This is a genomic window from Cupriavidus sp. SZY C1 (assembly GCF_032190535.1).
In the GTDB taxonomy this organism is placed as follows: Bacteria; Pseudomonadota; Gammaproteobacteria; order Burkholderiales; family Burkholderiaceae; genus Cupriavidus; species Cupriavidus pauculus_C.
This window is the reverse complement of sequence record NZ_JAUANU010000007.1, coordinates 166,549-182,871: the sequence shown is the minus strand read 5'-3', so window position 1 is coordinate 182,871 and position 16,323 is coordinate 166,549. Positions and strand designations below refer to the sequence as shown.

The 16,323-nt window shown below is 67.1% G+C and carries 15 protein-coding genes; 1 reads left to right on the top strand and 14 read right to left on the bottom strand.

Annotated elements, in window-relative coordinates:
- Positions 1-39: 39 nt before the first annotated feature.
- From QTN24_RS13475 to clsB, 3 genes are all read right to left on the bottom strand, one after another.
- On the bottom strand, positions 40-1,827 hold the full coding sequence (locus tag QTN24_RS13475; RefSeq protein ID WP_313837685.1) for an acyl-CoA dehydrogenase C-terminal domain-containing protein: 1,788 nt from the start codon (positions 1,825-1,827) through the stop codon (positions 40-42).
- An 88-nt stretch (positions 1,828-1,915) separates the two neighbouring features.
- Positions 1,916-2,506: a TetR/AcrR family transcriptional regulator gene (locus tag QTN24_RS13470; protein WP_026035162.1), complete on the bottom strand. Its 591-nt coding sequence runs from the start codon at positions 2,504-2,506 to the stop codon at positions 1,916-1,918.
- Positions 2,507-2,859: 353 nt separating this feature from the next.
- The gene (gene clsB, locus QTN24_RS13465) at positions 2,860-4,200 is read right to left on the bottom strand and encodes a cardiolipin synthase ClsB (protein WP_409559021.1); all 1,341 of its coding nucleotides are present in this window, start codon (positions 4,198-4,200) and stop codon (positions 2,860-2,862) included.
- Positions 4,201-4,293: 93 nt separating this feature from the next.
- Between clsB and mobB the strand changes: the two genes are divergently transcribed.
- Positions 4,294-4,806: a molybdopterin-guanine dinucleotide biosynthesis protein B gene (gene mobB / locus QTN24_RS13460; RefSeq protein WP_313837683.1), complete on the top strand. Its 513-nt coding sequence runs from the start codon at positions 4,294-4,296 to the stop codon at positions 4,804-4,806.
- Positions 4,807-4,819: 13 nt separating this feature from the next.
- Here the strand turns inward: mobB and QTN24_RS13455 are convergent, their stop codons facing one another.
- The 11 genes from QTN24_RS13455 to ubiE all read right to left on the bottom strand — a co-directional run bounded on the left by QTN24_RS13455 (position 4,820) and on the right by ubiE (position 16,307).
- A complete protein-coding gene (locus QTN24_RS13455) occupies positions 4,820-5,575 on the bottom strand; it encodes an endonuclease/exonuclease/phosphatase family protein (protein ID WP_313837682.1) in 756 nt (251 codons plus the stop codon).
- The gene (gene nudB / locus QTN24_RS13450; protein WP_124682462.1) at positions 5,572-6,045 is read right to left on the bottom strand and encodes a dihydroneopterin triphosphate diphosphatase; all 474 of its coding nucleotides are present in this window, start codon (positions 6,043-6,045) and stop codon (positions 5,572-5,574) included. Before nudB ends, QTN24_RS13455 begins: the two co-directional genes overlap by 4 nt.
- Positions 6,046-6,130: 85 nt before the next feature.
- Complete coding sequence (locus QTN24_RS13445; protein ID WP_409559020.1) at positions 6,131-7,102, bottom strand: hypothetical protein; 972 nt, start codon at positions 7,100-7,102, stop codon at positions 6,131-6,133.
- A 199-nt stretch (positions 7,103-7,301) separates the two neighbouring features.
- A complete protein-coding gene (aspS, locus tag QTN24_RS13440) occupies positions 7,302-9,110 on the bottom strand; it encodes an aspartate--tRNA ligase (protein WP_313837680.1) in 1,809 nt (602 codons plus the stop codon).
- Positions 9,111-9,159: 49 nt separating this feature from the next.
- Positions 9,160-9,852 carry a DUF502 domain-containing protein gene (locus QTN24_RS13435; RefSeq protein WP_124682464.1) on the bottom strand — a complete coding sequence of 231 codons (693 nt, stop codon included), beginning with the start codon at positions 9,850-9,852 and terminating at the stop codon, positions 9,160-9,162.
- 14 nt (positions 9,853-9,866) lie between these two features.
- A complete protein-coding gene (locus QTN24_RS13430; RefSeq protein ID WP_313837678.1) occupies positions 9,867-10,196 on the bottom strand; it encodes an FmdB family zinc ribbon protein in 330 nt (109 codons plus the stop codon).
- Positions 10,197-10,392: 196 nt separating this feature from the next.
- Positions 10,393-11,829: a sodium:solute symporter family protein gene (locus QTN24_RS13425; RefSeq protein ID WP_124682466.1), complete on the bottom strand. Its 1,437-nt coding sequence runs from the start codon at positions 11,827-11,829 to the stop codon at positions 10,393-10,395.
- Positions 11,830-12,093: 264 nt separating this feature from the next.
- Positions 12,094-13,671, bottom strand: coding sequence for a ubiquinone biosynthesis regulatory protein kinase UbiB (ubiB, locus tag QTN24_RS13420; RefSeq protein ID WP_124682467.1), 1,578 nt, complete (start codon positions 13,669-13,671; stop codon positions 12,094-12,096).
- 56 nt (positions 13,672-13,727) lie between these two features.
- Entirely contained in the window at positions 13,728-14,405 is a 678-nt protein-coding gene (locus QTN24_RS13415) for an SCP2 domain-containing protein (protein WP_313837676.1), read from the bottom strand.
- A gap of 119 nt (positions 14,406-14,524) precedes the next feature.
- Positions 14,525-15,526, bottom strand: a complete 1,002-nt coding sequence (locus QTN24_RS13410; RefSeq protein ID WP_313837674.1) for a Tim44-like domain-containing protein — start codon at positions 15,524-15,526, stop codon at positions 14,525-14,527.
- Positions 15,527-15,575: 49 nt separating this feature from the next.
- Positions 15,576-16,307, bottom strand: a complete 732-nt coding sequence (ubiE, locus tag QTN24_RS13405; protein WP_124682470.1) for a bifunctional demethylmenaquinone methyltransferase/2-methoxy-6-polyprenyl-1,4-benzoquinol methylase UbiE — start codon at positions 16,305-16,307, stop codon at positions 15,576-15,578.
- Positions 16,308-16,323: the final 16 nt, after the last annotated feature.

Sequence of the window (16,323 nt, the reverse complement as noted above, 5' to 3'; positions counted from 1 at the left end):
GACGGGAGAGGGGAGCAAACCCTCAGCGGGTCAGGACAATCAGAACAAATCCGCGTCCAGCGCCATCAGCGTGGCCGAGCCGGCGCGGGCCTTGCGGATTTCGGCGGCGGTCTCGGGCAGCAGCTTGGCGAAGTAGAAGCGAGCCGTGGCCAGCTTGCTCACGTAGAACTTGTCGCCGCTGTCCTGCTTTTCCAGCGCGATCTTGGCCATGCGGGCCCAGAAGTACGAGAAGACCAGGTGGCCCACCACGCGCAGGTACGGCACGGCGGCCGCGCCCACTTCGTCGGGGTTGCCCATCGCCTTCATGCCGATTTCCATCGTCAGCTTCTGGACCTTGTCGCCAATGTCGGCCAGCGGGTTCACGAACTCCTGCATCGCCTCGTTCGTGCCCTCTTCCTCCACGAACTGCTGCACGATCTTGCCGAACGCCTTGAGCTTGGCGCCCATGTCGCCCAGGATCTTGCGGCCCAGCAGGTCCAGCGACTGGATGGTGTTGGTGCCTTCGTAGATCATGTTGATGCGGGCGTCGCGCACGTACTGCTCCATGCCCCACTCGGAGATGTAGCCGTGGCCGCCGAACACCTGCATGCCCTCGTTGGTCGAGGTGAACGCATTGTCGGTCAGGAACGCCTTGATCACCGGCGTCAGCAGCGCCACCAGGTCGGCGGCTTCCTTGCGCACGGTTTCGTCCGGGTGCGACAGCTCGCGGTCGATCTGCAGCGCCGTCCAGTAGCTGAACGCGCGGCCGCCCTCGGCGTACGCCTTCTGCGTCAGCAGCATGCGGCGCACGTCCGGATGGACGATGATCGGGTCGGCGGCCTTGTCCGGCGCCTTCGGGCCGGTCAGCGCGCGCATCTGCAGGCGGTCCTTGGCGTAGGCCAGCGAGTTCTGGTAGGCCACTTCGGTCAGGCCCAGGCCCTGCGCGCCCACGCCCAGGCGGGCGGCGTTCATCATCACGAACATGGCGTTCAGGCCCTTGTTGGCCTCGCCCACCAGCCAGCCGCGCGCGCCGTCCAGGTTCATCACGCAGGTGGCGTTGCCGTGGATGCCCATCTTGTGCTCGATCGAGCCGCACTTGATGCCGTTGCGCTCGCCCGGGTTGCCGCTGGCGTCGGGGATGAACTTCGGCACCACGAACAGCGAGATGCCCTTGGTGCCCTGCGGTGCGTCCGGCAGGCGCGCCAGCACCAGGTGGATGATGTTCTCGGCCAGGTCGTGCTCGCCGGCCGAGATGAAGATCTTGGTGCCCGTGATGGCGTACGAGCCATCGGCCTGCGGCTCGGCCTTCGTGCGCAGGATGCCCAGGTCGGTGCCGCAGTGCGGCTCGGTCAGGCACATCGTGCCGGTCCACACGCCCGACACCAGCTTCGGCAGGTAGGCCTGCTTCAGTTCCGGCGTGCCGTGTGCGTGCAGCGCCTCGTACGCGCCGTGGGACAGGCCCGGGTACATCGTCCACGCCTGGCCGGCCGAGTTCAGCATCTCGTACAGCGCGTTGTTGACGACGATCGGCAGGCCCTGGCCCCCGAATTCGGGATCGCACGCCAGGGCGGGCCAGCCGGCCTCGACGTACTGCTGGTAGGCTTCCTTGAAGCCCTTGGGCGCGCGCACCACGCCGTCGCCCACGTAGGTGCAGCCTTCGCGGTCGCCGGGCTGGTTCAGCGGGAACACCACGTCCGCGCAGAACTTGCCGGCTTCCTCGATAACCTGGTTGATGGTGTCCGCGTCGATGTCCGCGTGCTTGGGCATCGCCTTGAGTTCGGCTTCTGCGCCGAGCAGTTCATGGAGCACGAACTGCATGTCGCGCAACGGTGCGGTGTACTGGCCCATCAAAGACTCCTTGGAGGTTTTCAATGCCGCCACACACGCATGCCGCACGCCCCCGCGGGGGGCGCGTGCGACCGTTGCCGGGGGCGGCTCAGGTACGGTAAGACTGAATCAGCTTGTTGAGGGCGACCATGGCAAGCTCGGCACTGTCCGGCAGGCGCAGAAAGCGGGCGTCGTGATGCAAGCCTAGTTCAAGGCTGTACATCTCGAACAGCATCAGGCGCGGATCGCAGTCCGCGCGCAGGTGCCCCTCTTCCCGGGCCTGGTCGATCGCACGCATCAGCGCGGCCCGCCAGATCGTGACGCTCTTGACCAGTTCGTCACGTACCGGGCTTTCCGCGCGATCGTCGTACTCGACGGCCCCGCTGATGTAGATGCAACCCGTGGTCACTTCCTGGATGCGCTTTTCCATCCAGCGCCGCACCATCGACCACAGGCGAGGCAGCCCGCGCGGTTCCTGCAGCGAGGGGTAGAACACCTCCTGCTCGAACCGCCGGTGATACTCGCGCACCACTTCCACCTGCAGGTCCTCGCGCGAACCGAAATGCGCGAACACGCCGCTCTTGCTCATCTGCATGCGTTCCGCGAGCAGGCCGATGGTCAGCCCTTCCAGCCCGTCGCGGGACGACAGTTCCAGTGCGGCATCGAGAATCGCCACGCGCGTCATCTCGCCCTTGCGCAAGGGCGCGGGCGCGGCGGCGGATTCAAGACGAACTGACTGGTGTCGCATGGTTTCTCTCCGTTCTCTGCAGCACCCCGAAGGCTGCTGTTCCTGGCCTGACACTGCGTTCGGCAGGCACTGTCGACAGCGAGATTGCCATCGTAAATGCACGAAGTCTAAGCCAAAAAAGAACGGTCGTTCAGATTATTCTGGCGAGGCCGACTGGCATCAAGTTTTTAATTAGACCGGAGTTTCTAAACACCCGGCGCGCCGCAGCGCAATGCAGCAAAGGCTGAAAAGCGCGCCGATCCGGCGGGTGACGCGGGGGCGCCTTGGCCGTGCTGCGGCAGGGCAACATGGTACCGTGAGGCGCCTCAGTAGCGCCCCGTCACACCCGCGATGACGACGCCGAGACGCAACACGTAGTAGGCCGCCCAATTGGCAAATCGCCGCAAACGCGGCAGTCCGGCGTGGGCTTCGGGCATGACCCGCGCGCTGCGCTGGGCCATTGCCGCCTCCAGCCGCGTGCGCAGCGTGCCGGCAAAGGCGGGGTCGTAGACGGCCACGTTGGCCTCGCGGGCCAGCAGCAGGCTGAACGGGTCCATGTTGCTCGATCCCACGGTCGCCCAGATGTCGTCCACCACCGCCACCTTGGCGTGCAGGAAGCTTTCCTCGTACTCGTAGATCTCGACGCCGGCCTCCAGCAGCCGCGCGTACAGCGCGTGGGTGGCGTAATGCTGCAGCCGGTATTCGACCATGCCCTGCAGCAGCAGCCGCACGCGCACGCCGCGCTCGCGGCAGGCCAGCAGCGCTCGGCGCATCTTGTGGCCGGGCAGGAAGTAGGCGTTGGCCAGGATCACGTCGTGCCGCGCGGCGCCCAGCGCGTACAGGTATTCGCGTTCGATGGTGCGACGGTTGCGCAGGTTGTCGCGCAGCAGCAGGCTGGCCGGCACCCCGCCCGGCTGCACGTCGGACCGCGCCTGGCGCGCGCCGCGCGTCAGCGTTTCCACTTCGGCAAAGGCACTGGCAGTCTCGCGCAGGCCCCGGCGTTGTGCGATGCGGAACCAGAGCCGCGCCGACGCCAGCGCAATCTGCGCCACCAGCGGACCCCGCACGCGCACCGCAAAGTCGAAGCGCGGGCCGATCTCGGGAAGATCCACCGGGCCGTGGTTGTGGTCGTCGATGATGTTGATGCCGCCGACAAAGGCGACCTTGCCGTCGATCACGGCGATCTTGCGGTGCAGCCGCCGCAGATGGCGGCGCGCGAACTTGAAGCCGCGCAGCGGGCGGTAGATCTCCAGCACCACGCCGCCGTCGCGCAGCCGCGCCTGCAGCGCGGCCGGCAGGTCGCCGGCGCCAAAGCCGTCCACCACCAGCCGGACGTCCACGCCGCGCTGCGCCGCCGCGATCAGCGCATCGCCGACGCGGGCGCCGACGGCGTCGTCGGCATAGATATAGGTCTCCACCACGACGTGCACCCGCGCCGCGTCGATGGCCTCGATCAGCGCCGGAAAAAACGCCTGGCCGTTGCAGAGCAAGTCGACATGGTTGCCCGGCACCGGGCTGCCGCGGCGGCGCATCCAGTGCAGCACGCGGGCCCGGGTACGGGCGCCGGCGGTGCCCAGGTCCGTCACCGATGCGGGCATCCCCGCCTTGGGCGCGGTGGCCGGCGGCTGGGGGTCTGGCGGTGTGTTGCGGTCGTAGATCCCTGACATGGCTCGATTATCGGCCAACGGGCGGCTCCTGCACATCGCCCGGACCAACTCTGCTATTGTCAGGGCATTCTGACGCCCAACAGGGAAAGCATTGTGAAGGTATTCGGCATTGCCGGTTCCTCTGGCAGCGGCAAGACGACGCTGCTGGACCAGTTGATCCCCCGCTTCGTGGCCGACGGCCTGCGCGTGGCCGGCATTAAGCACACGCACCACGGCTTCGACCCCGACACGCCGGGCAAGGATTCCTGGCGGATGCGCCAGGGCGGGTGCGAAAACGTGGTGCTGGTCGGCGCGCGGCACCTGACGCTGATGCGCCACTACCCCGAGGACAAGCCGTCGCCCGAGATTGGCGAGGCGCTGGCCGTGCTGCCGCGCGACACCGACCTCGTCATGGTCGAAGGCTACAAGTGGAGCGATTTCCCGAAGCTGGAGATCTACCGGCCCGCCCACGGCAAGCCGCCGCTCTGGACCGAGGTGCCGGGCATCGTCGCCGTCGCCACGGACGCCGTGGACGAAGTGGCCACCAACACCGCGCTGCCGGTCATCGACCTGGCCGACGTCGACGCCATCTACGGCTGGATCCGCGACTACCTGGCGTCGGCCTGACGCCCAGGCCCGGTCAAGCCTCGGGAATCGCCACGCGGTGGGCCAGTTCGGCCATCAGCGGCACGTGGTCCGAGCGCTCCGCCCATTCGCGGCCCGTCAGCGCCTGCGTCCGCTCGATGTCGAAGCCGCGCACGTAGATGCGATCGAGCTGCCACCACGGCATGTGGCTCGGAAAGGTATGAATCCGGCCGTTCTTGGCATGGGCCGATTCCACCGCATTGAGCGTGTTGCAGATCTTGCTGTCGAGCTTGTGGTTCCAGTCGTTGAAATCCCCGGCGATGACCAGCGGCGCGCCGTCGGGCACCACCGAGCGCACGCGCTCCACCAGCGCCGTGGCCTGCCGCACGCGGCTGCGCGCGAACAGCCCGAAGTGCACGCAGATCAGGTGCGCCTCCACGCCGTGGATGTCCGCCACCGCGTGCAGCAGCCCGCGCTGCTCGAAACGGTGATCGGAAATATCCAGGTTCTCGGACATCAGGATCGGATGGCGCGACAGGATCGCGTTGCCATGGTGGCCGTGCTCGTACACCGCGTTGCGGCCGTAGACCGAGTGCGGATAGGCGTCCGTGGCCAGGTAGTTGAGCTGGGTATGGTCCGGGTCGAACAGCTCGGCGGCGACCAGACGGTCGTTGCGGTCCTGCACTTCCTGCAGGAACACGATGTCGGCGTCCATCGCCTGCAGCCCGGTGCGCACGCTCTGGATGCGCGGCTTGCCGCTGAACCCCTTCACCCCCTTGTGGATGTTGTAGGTGACGACGCGCAGCTTCATCGTGCCACCTCCCCGGCATCCTCCCGGGCCGCCGCGCGCCACGCCAGCTGGCGTACCGCCTCGGCGTTGCTGCGCGAAAAGCAACGCGCCGCGGCGTCCTGCCAGGGCAGCCACGCGTACTGCAGGTGCTCGCGCGGCGCCAGCGTCACGGGCAGCGGCTCGGGCACGCACAGGCCGAACCAGTGCTCGGTATTGCGCGTGATGCCGGGCGCATAGCGGTGGCGCCACTGCGGGTAGATCTCGTAGTCGATCGTGTGCTGCCAGTCGGTCAACTGGTGCTGGCTGGCGACGATGCCGGTTTCCTCGGCCACCTCGCGGGCGGCGGTGGCCGCCAGCGGCTCGTCTTCGGCATCGAGGCTGCCGGTGACCGATTGCCAGAAGCCCGGCCGGTCGGCTCGCTCGATCAACAGGACTTGCAGGTCTGGCGTGTGAATCACGACCAGTACCGATTCGGGAATCTTGTAGCGCATGGGGCGGTGAAGGCGACAGAACCCAAGCATAGCGCAGCCGCGCGGGCTTGGGCGTCCTCCGCTGTCCGATTACCGCGATGTGGAATCAGGCGATCGTCCGCTCGCCAGGATGGCGTGGCGTCAGGAAATGGCCGCCGTCGGGGCCCGGCGCAGCCATGCCGTCCGGGGTGGCGCCGGGCATGCTGCGCAGCCAGGTATCGAACACCTCCGGCGAATCGCCATGGCCCCAGGCCGCGCGGAGTTGCTGCATCAGCGGCGCCAGCGCCTGCGTGTAGCGCTGCGACGCCACATGGGCATGCTCGGCCAGCGCGTCGGTGCTTTCCTGCACCTGGGTGGCCAGTTCGGCCCGTTCCTGGGCGATATCCTTCTCGCGCGTGCCGAGCTGGTTGTACTTCTGGATCAGGAAGCGCTGGTAGTCGCCGGCTTCCACGCCCTGGGCGGCCTGGGCGTTGACCTGCTCGAAGCGCATGACGATGCTGGCGGTTTCCTGCTCGACGTGCGCCGCCTCCGCGCTGAGCTGCTGCAGCGCCTCCTGCAGCCGCAGCGCCTCGCGCCGGTGGGTCTGCAGCCGCGACGCCTCGTCGTCGAACGTGCGCTGGGCGGTCAGGTACGCCTGCACCACCGGCTGCGGCGCCACCACGAGCAGCGGATCGGCGCCACCGGAGCGGCGGCCCGACAGCAGCGCATCCTCGGGCAGCCGCAGGTTGCCGACATCTTCAAGCCAGCGGCCCCGGGCCATCACCGTCGCCACCGTGTCCAGCGCCAGCTTGCGCAGCGCCTCGGCGCGCTGCGCCGCCACGGGCTCCGGCCCCTGGGCGGCGGCGCCGTAGTCCACCACCGGCTGGGCGCCCTGCGCCGCGTGGGCGATGTCGGGCACGCAGGCGGCCACCGTGGTGGCCACCGATTCGGACATGGCCTGCGCCGACTTGCGCACCGCGCGGCGCAGCTCGAAGCGCGCCAGCAGCATCATCAGCAGGCCGGCCACGAGCCAGGTCAGTATGGTTTCGGCATGGGCCAGCAGGAAGGCCCGGATCGTTTCCGCATCGAGTTGCAGCATGGTGGTTTGTCCTCCCGCGTCACGGCCGGCCTTTCGGGTGGGCGAGCATCGCGCGCATCAGGCAGAAAGACATCATGCGGCGCCACTTCGTTCCGGGTGGTAACAAATGGAAACGCATCCTTGCGCCGAAAACAAGAAAGCCGCGCTTTCGCGCGGCTTTCGATGCCGGAACCGGAATGATCCGGTTTGGCGACGCCGGTCAGGCGGTCGTCTTGGGCTCCTGCGCGCGCAGGCGGATATGCAGTTCGCGCAGTTGCTTCTCGTCGACGGGGCTCGGGGCCTGGGTCAGCAGGTCCTGGGCGCGCTGCGTCTTCGGGAAGGCGATCACGTCGCGGATCGAGTCGGCGCCGGCCATCATCGTCACGATGCGGTCCAGGCCGAACGCCAGGCCGCCGTGCGGCGGCGCGCCGTACTGCAGCGCGTCCAGCAGGTAGCCGAACTTGGCCCGTGCCTCCTCGTCGCCGATCTTCAGCGCGCGGAAGACCTTGCTCTGCACGTCCTCGCGGTAGATCCGCACCGAGCCGCCGCCCATTTCCCAGCCGTTCAGCACCATGTCGTACGCCTTGGCGATGCACTTGCCCGGGTCGGTTTCCAGGTACTGCAGGTGCTCGTCCTTGGGGCTCGTGAACGGGTGGTGCATCGCCACCCAGCGGGCGTCTTCCTCGTCGTACTCGAACATCGGGAAGTCGATGACCCACAGCGGCTTCCAGGTGTCCTCGAACAGGCCGGTGCTCTTGCCGAACTCCGAATGGCCGATCTTCAGGCGCAGCGCGCCGATGGCGTCGTTCACGACCTTGGCCTTGTCGGCGCCGAAGAAGATGATGTCGCCGTCCTGGGCTTCGGTGCGCTTCAGGATCTCGGCAATCGCCGCGTCGTGCAGGTTCTTGACGATCGGCGACTGCAGGCCGTCACGGCCCTTCGCCACCTCGTTGACCTTGATCCAGGCCAGGCCCTTGGCGCCGTAGATGGCCACGAACTGCGTGTAGGCGTCGATCTCGCCGCGCGAGATGGCATGGCCGCCCGGCACGCGCAGGCCGACCACGCGGCCGTTCTCGCTGTTGGCCGGGCCCGAGAACACCTTGAAGTCGACGTCCTTCATCACGTCGGTCAGCTCGGTGAATTCCAGCTTGACGCGCAGGTCGGGCTTGTCCGAGCCAAAGCGCGCCATGGCCTCGCGGAACTCCATGACCGGGAACTTGGCGTCCAGGTCCACGTCGATCGCGTTCTTGAACACGGTGCGCATCATGTCCTCGAACAGGTCGCGGATCTCCTGCTCGGTCAGGAACGACGTCTCGCAGTCGATCTGCGTGAATTCGGGCTGGCGGTCGGCGCGCAGGTCCTCGTCGCGGAAGCACTTGGTGATCTGGTAGTAGCGGTCGAAGCCCGAGACCATCAGCATCTGCTTGAAGATCTGCGGCGACTGCGGCAACGCGAAGAAGTGGCCCGGGTTCACGCGGGACGGCACCAGGTAGTCGCGCGCGCCCTCGGGCGTGCTCTTGCCCAGCATCGGCGTCTCGATGTCGATGAAGCCCTGGGCGTCCAGGTACTTGCGCACTTCCATCGCCACCTTGTAGCGCAGGCGCAGGTTGTACTGCATCTGCGGGCGGCGCAGGTCCAGCACGCGGTGCGTGAGGCGCGTGGTTTCCGACAGGTTGTCGTCGTCGAGCTGGAACGGCGGCGTGACCGACGGGTTCAGCACGGTCAGCTCGTGGCACAGCACCTCGATCTTGCCCGACGTCAGGTTGGCGTTCTCCGTGCCGGCCGGGCGCGGACGCACCTTGCCCACCACGCGGATGCAGAACTCGTTGCGGATTTCCTCGGCCGCCTTGAACATCTCCGGGCGGTCCGGATCGCACACCACCTGCACCAGGCCCTCGCGGTCGCGCAGGTCGACGAAAATCACGCCACCATGGTCGCGGCGGCGCTGCACCCAGCCCGTCAGGGCCACTTCCTGGCCGGTCAGTTGTTCGGTCACCAGACCGCAGTAGTGTGTACGCATGGAAGACATAGGAGAGAGTCCCTGTAAGACGCGGCACGCCGGGCGCGCCGCGCGAGAATCAGTTGGTATGGGTGTCGGCGACTTCGTCGGCGGCGGTCACGGCGTCGGCCGGGCGGCCCTCGCCGTTCCTGCGCGGCAGCTCCGTGGGCGCCACGACGCCCATCGACACGATGTACTTGAGCGCCGCGTCGACGCTCATGTCCAGCTCGATGGTGTCGGCCTTCGGCATCATCAGGAAGAAGCCGGAAGTCGGGTTCGGCGTGGTCGGCACGTACACGCTGACGTATTCGCCTTGCAGGTGATTCTGCACGTCTCCGCCCGGTCGCCCGGTCAGAAATGCAATGGTCCACGATCCCTCGCGCGGATACTGCACCAGCAGCGCCTTGCGGAATGCGTTGCCGGACGACGACAGCAGCGTGTCCGACACCTGCTTGACACTGGTGTAGATCGGCCCGACCACGGGGATATGGCCCAGCAGCGCCTCCCACCAGCGCACCAGCCGCTGCCCGATGAAGTTGTGCGTCAGCACGCCCACCAGCAGGATGAACAGCAGCGTCAGGATGGCGCCCAGCCCGGGGATGCGGCGCCCGAACAGGTTTTCGGGCTGCCACGCCAGCGGCAGCAGGGCCATGCTTTGGTCCATCGTGCCGATGATCAGGTTCAGCACCCACAGCGTGATGCCCAGCGGCACCAGGACGAGCAGCCCGGTCAGGAACCAGGTCTTGATGGCGGACGTTTTCTTGGTAGCCACGGTGTGCCCGGCGCTCAGTGGCTGGCGCTCGAGCCGGCGCCGCCGCCGGACGGGGCGGCCGATGCCGTGGAGGAAGCCGGGGCGGTGCCCGCCGGGGCGGCCGACGCGCCGTCAGCGGCCGGGGCGTTGCCCGAAGCCGTGGCGCTGGTGCCGCCGCTGCCGCCGCGGAAATCCGTCACGTACCAGCCCGAGCCCTTGAGCTGGAAGCCGGCCGCGGTCAGTTGCTTCTTGAAGGTCCCGGCGGCGCCGCAGGATGGGCAGTCCGTGAGCGGGGCATCGCTCATCTTCTGCAGCACATCGCGCCCGTGGCCGCAGGCGTCGCAACGGTAGGCATAGATCGGCATGGTTCTTTCGTGGAATCTGAACGTAAAGCGGGTAGATGGCAGCGCCGCCCCGGATCGACAAGGGTGCGGACCCAAAAAAATGGCATGCGCGGCGATGCAAAGCCTCGGATTATAAACCGTCGGCGGGGCGTCTACCGGGAGGAAATGGGGGCTTTCGGGGGCGTAATCGTCGCGATGCCGCCCCGCCGCTTAAAAGTTAAGCAATATGCACTTCGCGGACCTGCGGCCGGTCGCTGATCCACTGTGGTAGCAGCGACCCGAACACCATGCCGCCGATCGAGAACAGCAGGCCAACCATCTGCGGCGGCACCGTCGCGTCGGCAAAGGCGACCTCGCAGGTCAGCCACGACGTCAGCCCCAGGATGATGGCCAGCAGGCCGCCCTGCCGCGTGGCCGGCTTCCAGAACAGCCCGAACGCCAGCGGCACGAACGCCGACACCAGCGTTACCTTGTATGCGTTCTCGACCATGTGGAAGATCGACAGGTGCGAATTCAGCGCGAACAGCGTCACCAGCGTCGTGAACACCAGCACCACCGCCTGCATCACGCGCAGGAACTGCTTGTCGCTCAAATGGCGGAAATACGGCCGCAGGATGTTCTCCGCGAACGTCACCGACGGCGCCAGCAGCGTGGCCGACGCGCAGCTCTTGATGGCCGACAGCAGCGCGCCGAAGAACATGACCTGCGCGAACATCGGCGCGTGGGTCAGGATCAACTGCGGCAGGATCAGCTGGGAATCGGAATTGATGTATTTCTCGACCATCTGCGGGTCGATCATCGTGGCCGAATAGGCCAGGAACATCGGGATGAACGCGAAGAAGAAGTACAGCACGCCGCCCAGCACCGACGCGCGCCCGGCGATCTGCTCGGTCTTCGACGACGTGACGCGCTGGAACACGTCCTGCTGCGGGATCGACCCCAGCATCATCGTGAACAGCGCCGCCGCAAACCCGATGATCTGCACCAGGTCCAGCGACGGCAGGAACTCGAACTTGCCCGCCGCGGCCGCGTGGGACACCACGGCCGACACGCCGCCGGCCTGGCCGCTCACCTCGTAGCCGATATAGAGCAGGCCGATCACGATGATGATCATCTGGATGAAATCGGTCACCGCCACCGACCACATGCCGCCGAACAGCGTATAGACCAGCACGCTGGCCGCGCCGATCATCATGCCGGCGTCCTGCGACAGCGCGCCGTCGGACACCGTATAGAACACCAGCCCCAGCGCCTTGATCTGGGCGGCCACCCAGCCCAGGTACGACACCACGATGCACAGCGTGGTCAGCACTTCGGCCAGGCGCCCGTAGCGGTTGTGATAGTAGTCGCCGATCGTCAGCAGGTTCATCCGGTACAGCGGCCGGGCGAAGAACAGGCCCACGAGGATCAGGCAGAGCGAGGAGCCAAACGGGTCCGAGACCACGCCGGACAGCCCTTCCTTGAGGAACACGGCCGGGATGCCCAGCACGGTCTCAGAGCCGAACCATGTGGCAAACACCGTGGCGGTGACGATGTAGAACGGCAGGCTGCGGCCGGCCACGGCAAAGTCGGCGGTGCCCTTGACGCGCAGCGCCGCCCACAGGCCGATGCCGACCGAGATAACCCAATAGGTGATGACGAACCAGATCAGCATGCCGCTGCCCTATCCCAATGTGCCAGAGATGCCCTGGAGGCGAAAAACCGAATGCCGGCCGGTGGCCTGGGATGTCCCGGGCCGACTCCGCCCGGAGTCCAATTCATCGGTCGGGGCCGCGGGCGCCCGGGAACGGGCAGAGGCGGTCGTAGCCGAATCAAAACGCGGATTATAGCGACGGAGACTTTTCCGGTCGAAAAAAATTCCCGGACAGCCGCCAAATGCACGAATTCGTGCACAAATGTGTTGTTTGCGGGATTTTCGCTACCAGTACCCGGCCCAGGCCATGGCCTGGACGATCACGATGCCGGCCAGGAAGCCACCCATCAGCAGCAACGCCGTGGACAGCCGCCGGTTGGTCCGCCGTTGCTCGATCACTAGCTGGGCCAGCAGCCGTTCCTGCTCGCCGTTGCCCTGCAGCGCCCGGCGTTCCAGGAACTGGTGGGCCAGGCGCGGGAAGTCCGGCAGCATCTTGGCCCACTGCGGCGCCTCCACCTTGACCCGCTCCCAGGCGCCCTTCCAGCCCACCTGCTCGTACATCCACCGTTCCAGGAACGGCTTGGCGGTCTTCCAGAGATCCAGGTCGGGGTCGAGCTGGCGGCCCAGCCCTTCGATATTGAGCAGGGTCTTCTGCAGCAGCACCAGTTGTGGCTGAATCTCCACATTGAAGCGGCGCGAGGTCTGGAACAGCCGCATCAGCACCATGCCCAGCGAGATTTCGCGCAGCGGCTTGTCGAAGTACGGCTCGCAGCAGGCGCGCACGGCCGACTCCAGTTCCTCCACGCGTGTCTCGGCCGGCACCCAGCCCGACTCCACGTGCAGCAGCGCCACGCGGTGGTAGTCACGCCGGAAGAAAGCGATGAAGTTCTGCGCCAGGTAGTTCTTGTCGAACTCGGACAGCGCGCCGACGATGCCGAAGTCCAGCGCGATGTAGCGCCCGAACGTCTCCGGCTGCACCGACACCAGGATATTGCCCGGATGCATGTCGGCGTGGAAGAAGCCATCGCGGAACACCTGCGTGAAGAAAATCTCGACGCCTTCCTCGGCCAGCTTGTGCATGTCGACGCCAGCGGCCTTCAGCGACTCCGTCCGCGAGATCGGGATGCCATGCATCCGCTCCATCGTGAACACGGTGCTGGTACACCAGTCCCAGTACACCTCGGGCACGCACAGCAGCTCGCTGTCGGCAAAATTGCGGCGTAGCTGGCTGGCGTTGGCCGCCTCGATCATCAGGTCCAGCTCGTCGTGCAGGTACTTGTCGAACTCGGCCACCACCTCGCGCGGCTTCAGGCGCCGACCGTCGACCCAGACCCGCTCCAGCCACGTGGCCATGTCGCCCATCAGCGCCAGGTCGCTGTCGATGACCGGCAGCATGCCCGGCCGCAGCACCTTCACGGCCACCTCGCGGCCATGGTTCGGCCCGCCGCGCAGCGTGGCAAAGTGCACCTGGGCGATGGACGCGCTGGCCACCGGTTGCAGCTCGAAATTCTCGTACAGGTCGCCCAGCGGCCGGCCCAGCGACTTCTCGATGATCTTCACCGCCAGCGCCGAATCGAACGGCGGCACCTGGTCCTGCAGCTTGGCCAGTTCGTCGGCGATGTCGGGCGGCATCAGGTCGCGCCGGGTGGACAGCACCTGCCCGAACTTGACGAAGATCGGGCCCAGCGCGGTCAGCGCCAGCCGCAGCCGCTCGCCGCGCGGCTGCTCCAGCTTGCGGCCGATGGTGATGACGCGAACCAGAAACTTGATGCGCCGGCTCTTGAAACCGGACAGCACGAGTTCGTCGAGCCCGTAGTACAGGACGACGAAGATGATCTTGCAGAGACGCAGCAGGCGGGTCATTCGGGATGTTCAGGTGGCAGCGCCGCGCGGGGCGGCAACGGGGGACGGCATGGCGGTTAGCGGTGGGCCGACGGGAGCGAGCCCGGCGCGTGATCCCCCTGTCCGCCCCCGCGTTCCAGGCGTTCCAGCCGTTTTTCGAGCCGCGCCAGGTCGTCGCGCAGCCGTGCCACATCGGCGCCGAACCCGTCGAGCGCGGCATGGCGCACCAGGGTCGGCTGTTCGTCCAGCAGGTATTCGGTCACATTGTCGAGCAGGGCCCGGCCGACGCGGTTGGCGCTTTCATGCGCCTGGCGCGCGCCGTCCACCACGCGCTGCGCCACGCTGTCGCTGATCGGGCCGCCCATCACGCCACGCAGCGCGCGCGACAGGTCTTCGGCCGCATCCCAGCGCAGGTTGCGCGCCAGCGTCGACACCGCATTGGCCAGCTCGGCGTCGCCGTCTATCCGCACATGGCGCATCGCGGCGGCCTGGCCGCCCTCGGCCACGTCGGCCACCACCAGCGGCCATTGCTGCAGCGGCACAATCAGCGTCACGGCCGCCACCTCGGCCTCGGCCGCCCGCTCGATGCAGCCCTGATCGGTGATCCGCAGCGACAGCGCAAACGCGGCGGCATCGAACCGGATCACGCGGCCGGCAAACGGGGCCAGCAGGCTGCAGGCCCATGGCTCCTGTTCGATCAGGTGATTCAACGCGGCGACGATCGGCGCGGCCAGCGGTGAGGGCAAGGCGTTCATGGCGTCGGGTATCCGGGCAGTGCTGCCCAATAAAAAAGGCCCACGCTTACGTGGGCCTCCATTCTAAGCTACTCGGCCGCCGCTTCATGTCATCCATGCGCCGACGGCCCAGACGCCACTCAGGATTCCTGCTGGATGCCGGCCAGCAGCCAGCCGCCGTCGCCGGACGCCGACTTGGCCAGGTTCCACACCTCGCCGAACGGCTGCGCCGGCTCGCCGGCGGTCTCGCGGATCATGCCCGAGAAGCGCACGCTGGCAACGTGCTGCGACGGCGTCGACTCGATGCCGAGCAACTGGGCTTCCAGCGTGACGACGTCGGTCTTGTTGACGGCCACTCCGCGGTCGGACAGGTCCATCTTGATCTCGGCAAACATTTCCGGCGTGGTGAACTCGCGGATGTCGTCGAGGTTGCCGGCATCCCAGGCGGCCTGCAGGCGGACGTAGTGAACCTTGGCATTGCGCAGGAACGCTTCGGTATCGAAGTCGGCCGGCACGCCCCACGGCTGCTGCACCGTTGCCGCCGCGGCACCCGCGGCCGCGCCACCCATCACGGGGTTGGCCGCGGCGCCACCGTAGCCAGCGGCCGGCTGCACCGGTTCGGCCTGGCGCAGCGTCGGTTCGGTGTTGCGCTCCATGCCGCCAAACGGCGAGTTATTGCCCTGGCTGTTGCCCATGCCGGCATAGGCCGGGGTCCGCGACCGGGCCGCGCCGCCGCGGAACTTGCGGATCAGCCAGAACGCGATCATGGCGATGATGGCGATCAGGATGGCGTTTGCCAAGAAGCTGGCCGCCGCGCCACCCAGGCCGAAGTGCGACAGCAGGTAGCCAAGACCCAGGCCGGCTGCCAGGCCGCCGAGCATGCCGCCCCAGTTACGCTTCGGGGCGGCCGCGGCTGCCGTGCCGGCGGCGCCGGCCGTGGCCGGTGCGGCCTGCTGCGCGGGCTGCTGGGCCGGCGCGGTCTGTTGCGGCGGCGTGGCCTGGCGCTGCTGCGTCACCGTCGACGATTGCTTGCCGACGCTGCGCGACCCGCCCAGGCGTTTCGCGTTGGCGTCCAGCGCTGCCCCCAGGGCCAGCGTCGCCATCAGCGACACGGCCAGGAATTTTCCACGAAAAGAAGACATTTTTAGCTTTCCCCTGTCATTTCCGGCCTATGCGGCCGAACATGGCGAATTAGTACTTTCTCCCGACGTGGAGCGCCACGACTCCGGCCGTCAGATTGAAGTATTCGACTTGTTCAAGCCCGACTTGTTCCATCAAGCGTACAAGTGAACCCTGGTCCGGATGCATTCTGATCGATTCCGCCAGATAGCGATAGCTCGGGGCATCCCCAGCCACGCGCTGGCCCAGCCAGGGGAGCACCTTGAAGGAATAGATGTCGTAGAACTTCTCCAGCGGTTTCCAGACCTTGGAGAACTCCAGCACCATCACCTTGCCGCCCGGCTTGACCACGCGGCGCATCTCGGCCAGCGCCCGGTCCTTGTGCGTCATGTTGCGCAGGCCGAACGCCACGGTCACCAGGTCGAAGTAGTTGTCCGGAAACGGAATCTTCTCGGCGTCGCACAGCGCCACGGGCGTCACCACGCCCTTGTCCAGCAGGCGGTCGCGGCCCACGCGCAACATCGACTCGTTGATGTCCGTGAGCCAGACCTCGCCCCTGGGGCCGGCCTGCCGGGCGAACGCCTTGGCCAGGTCGCCCGTGCCGCCGGCGATGTCCAGCACCTTGTGCCCGGGCCGCACGTTGGCCTGGGCGATCGTGAACATCTTCCAGACCCGGTGCATGCCGCCGGACATCAGGTCGTTCATCACGTCGTACTTGCCGGCCACCGAATGGAACACGCCGGCGACCTTGCCAGCCTTTTCCGTTTCGTCGACCTTCTCGAACCCGAAGTGGGTTTCGCTCATTCTTGGACTCCAGGTG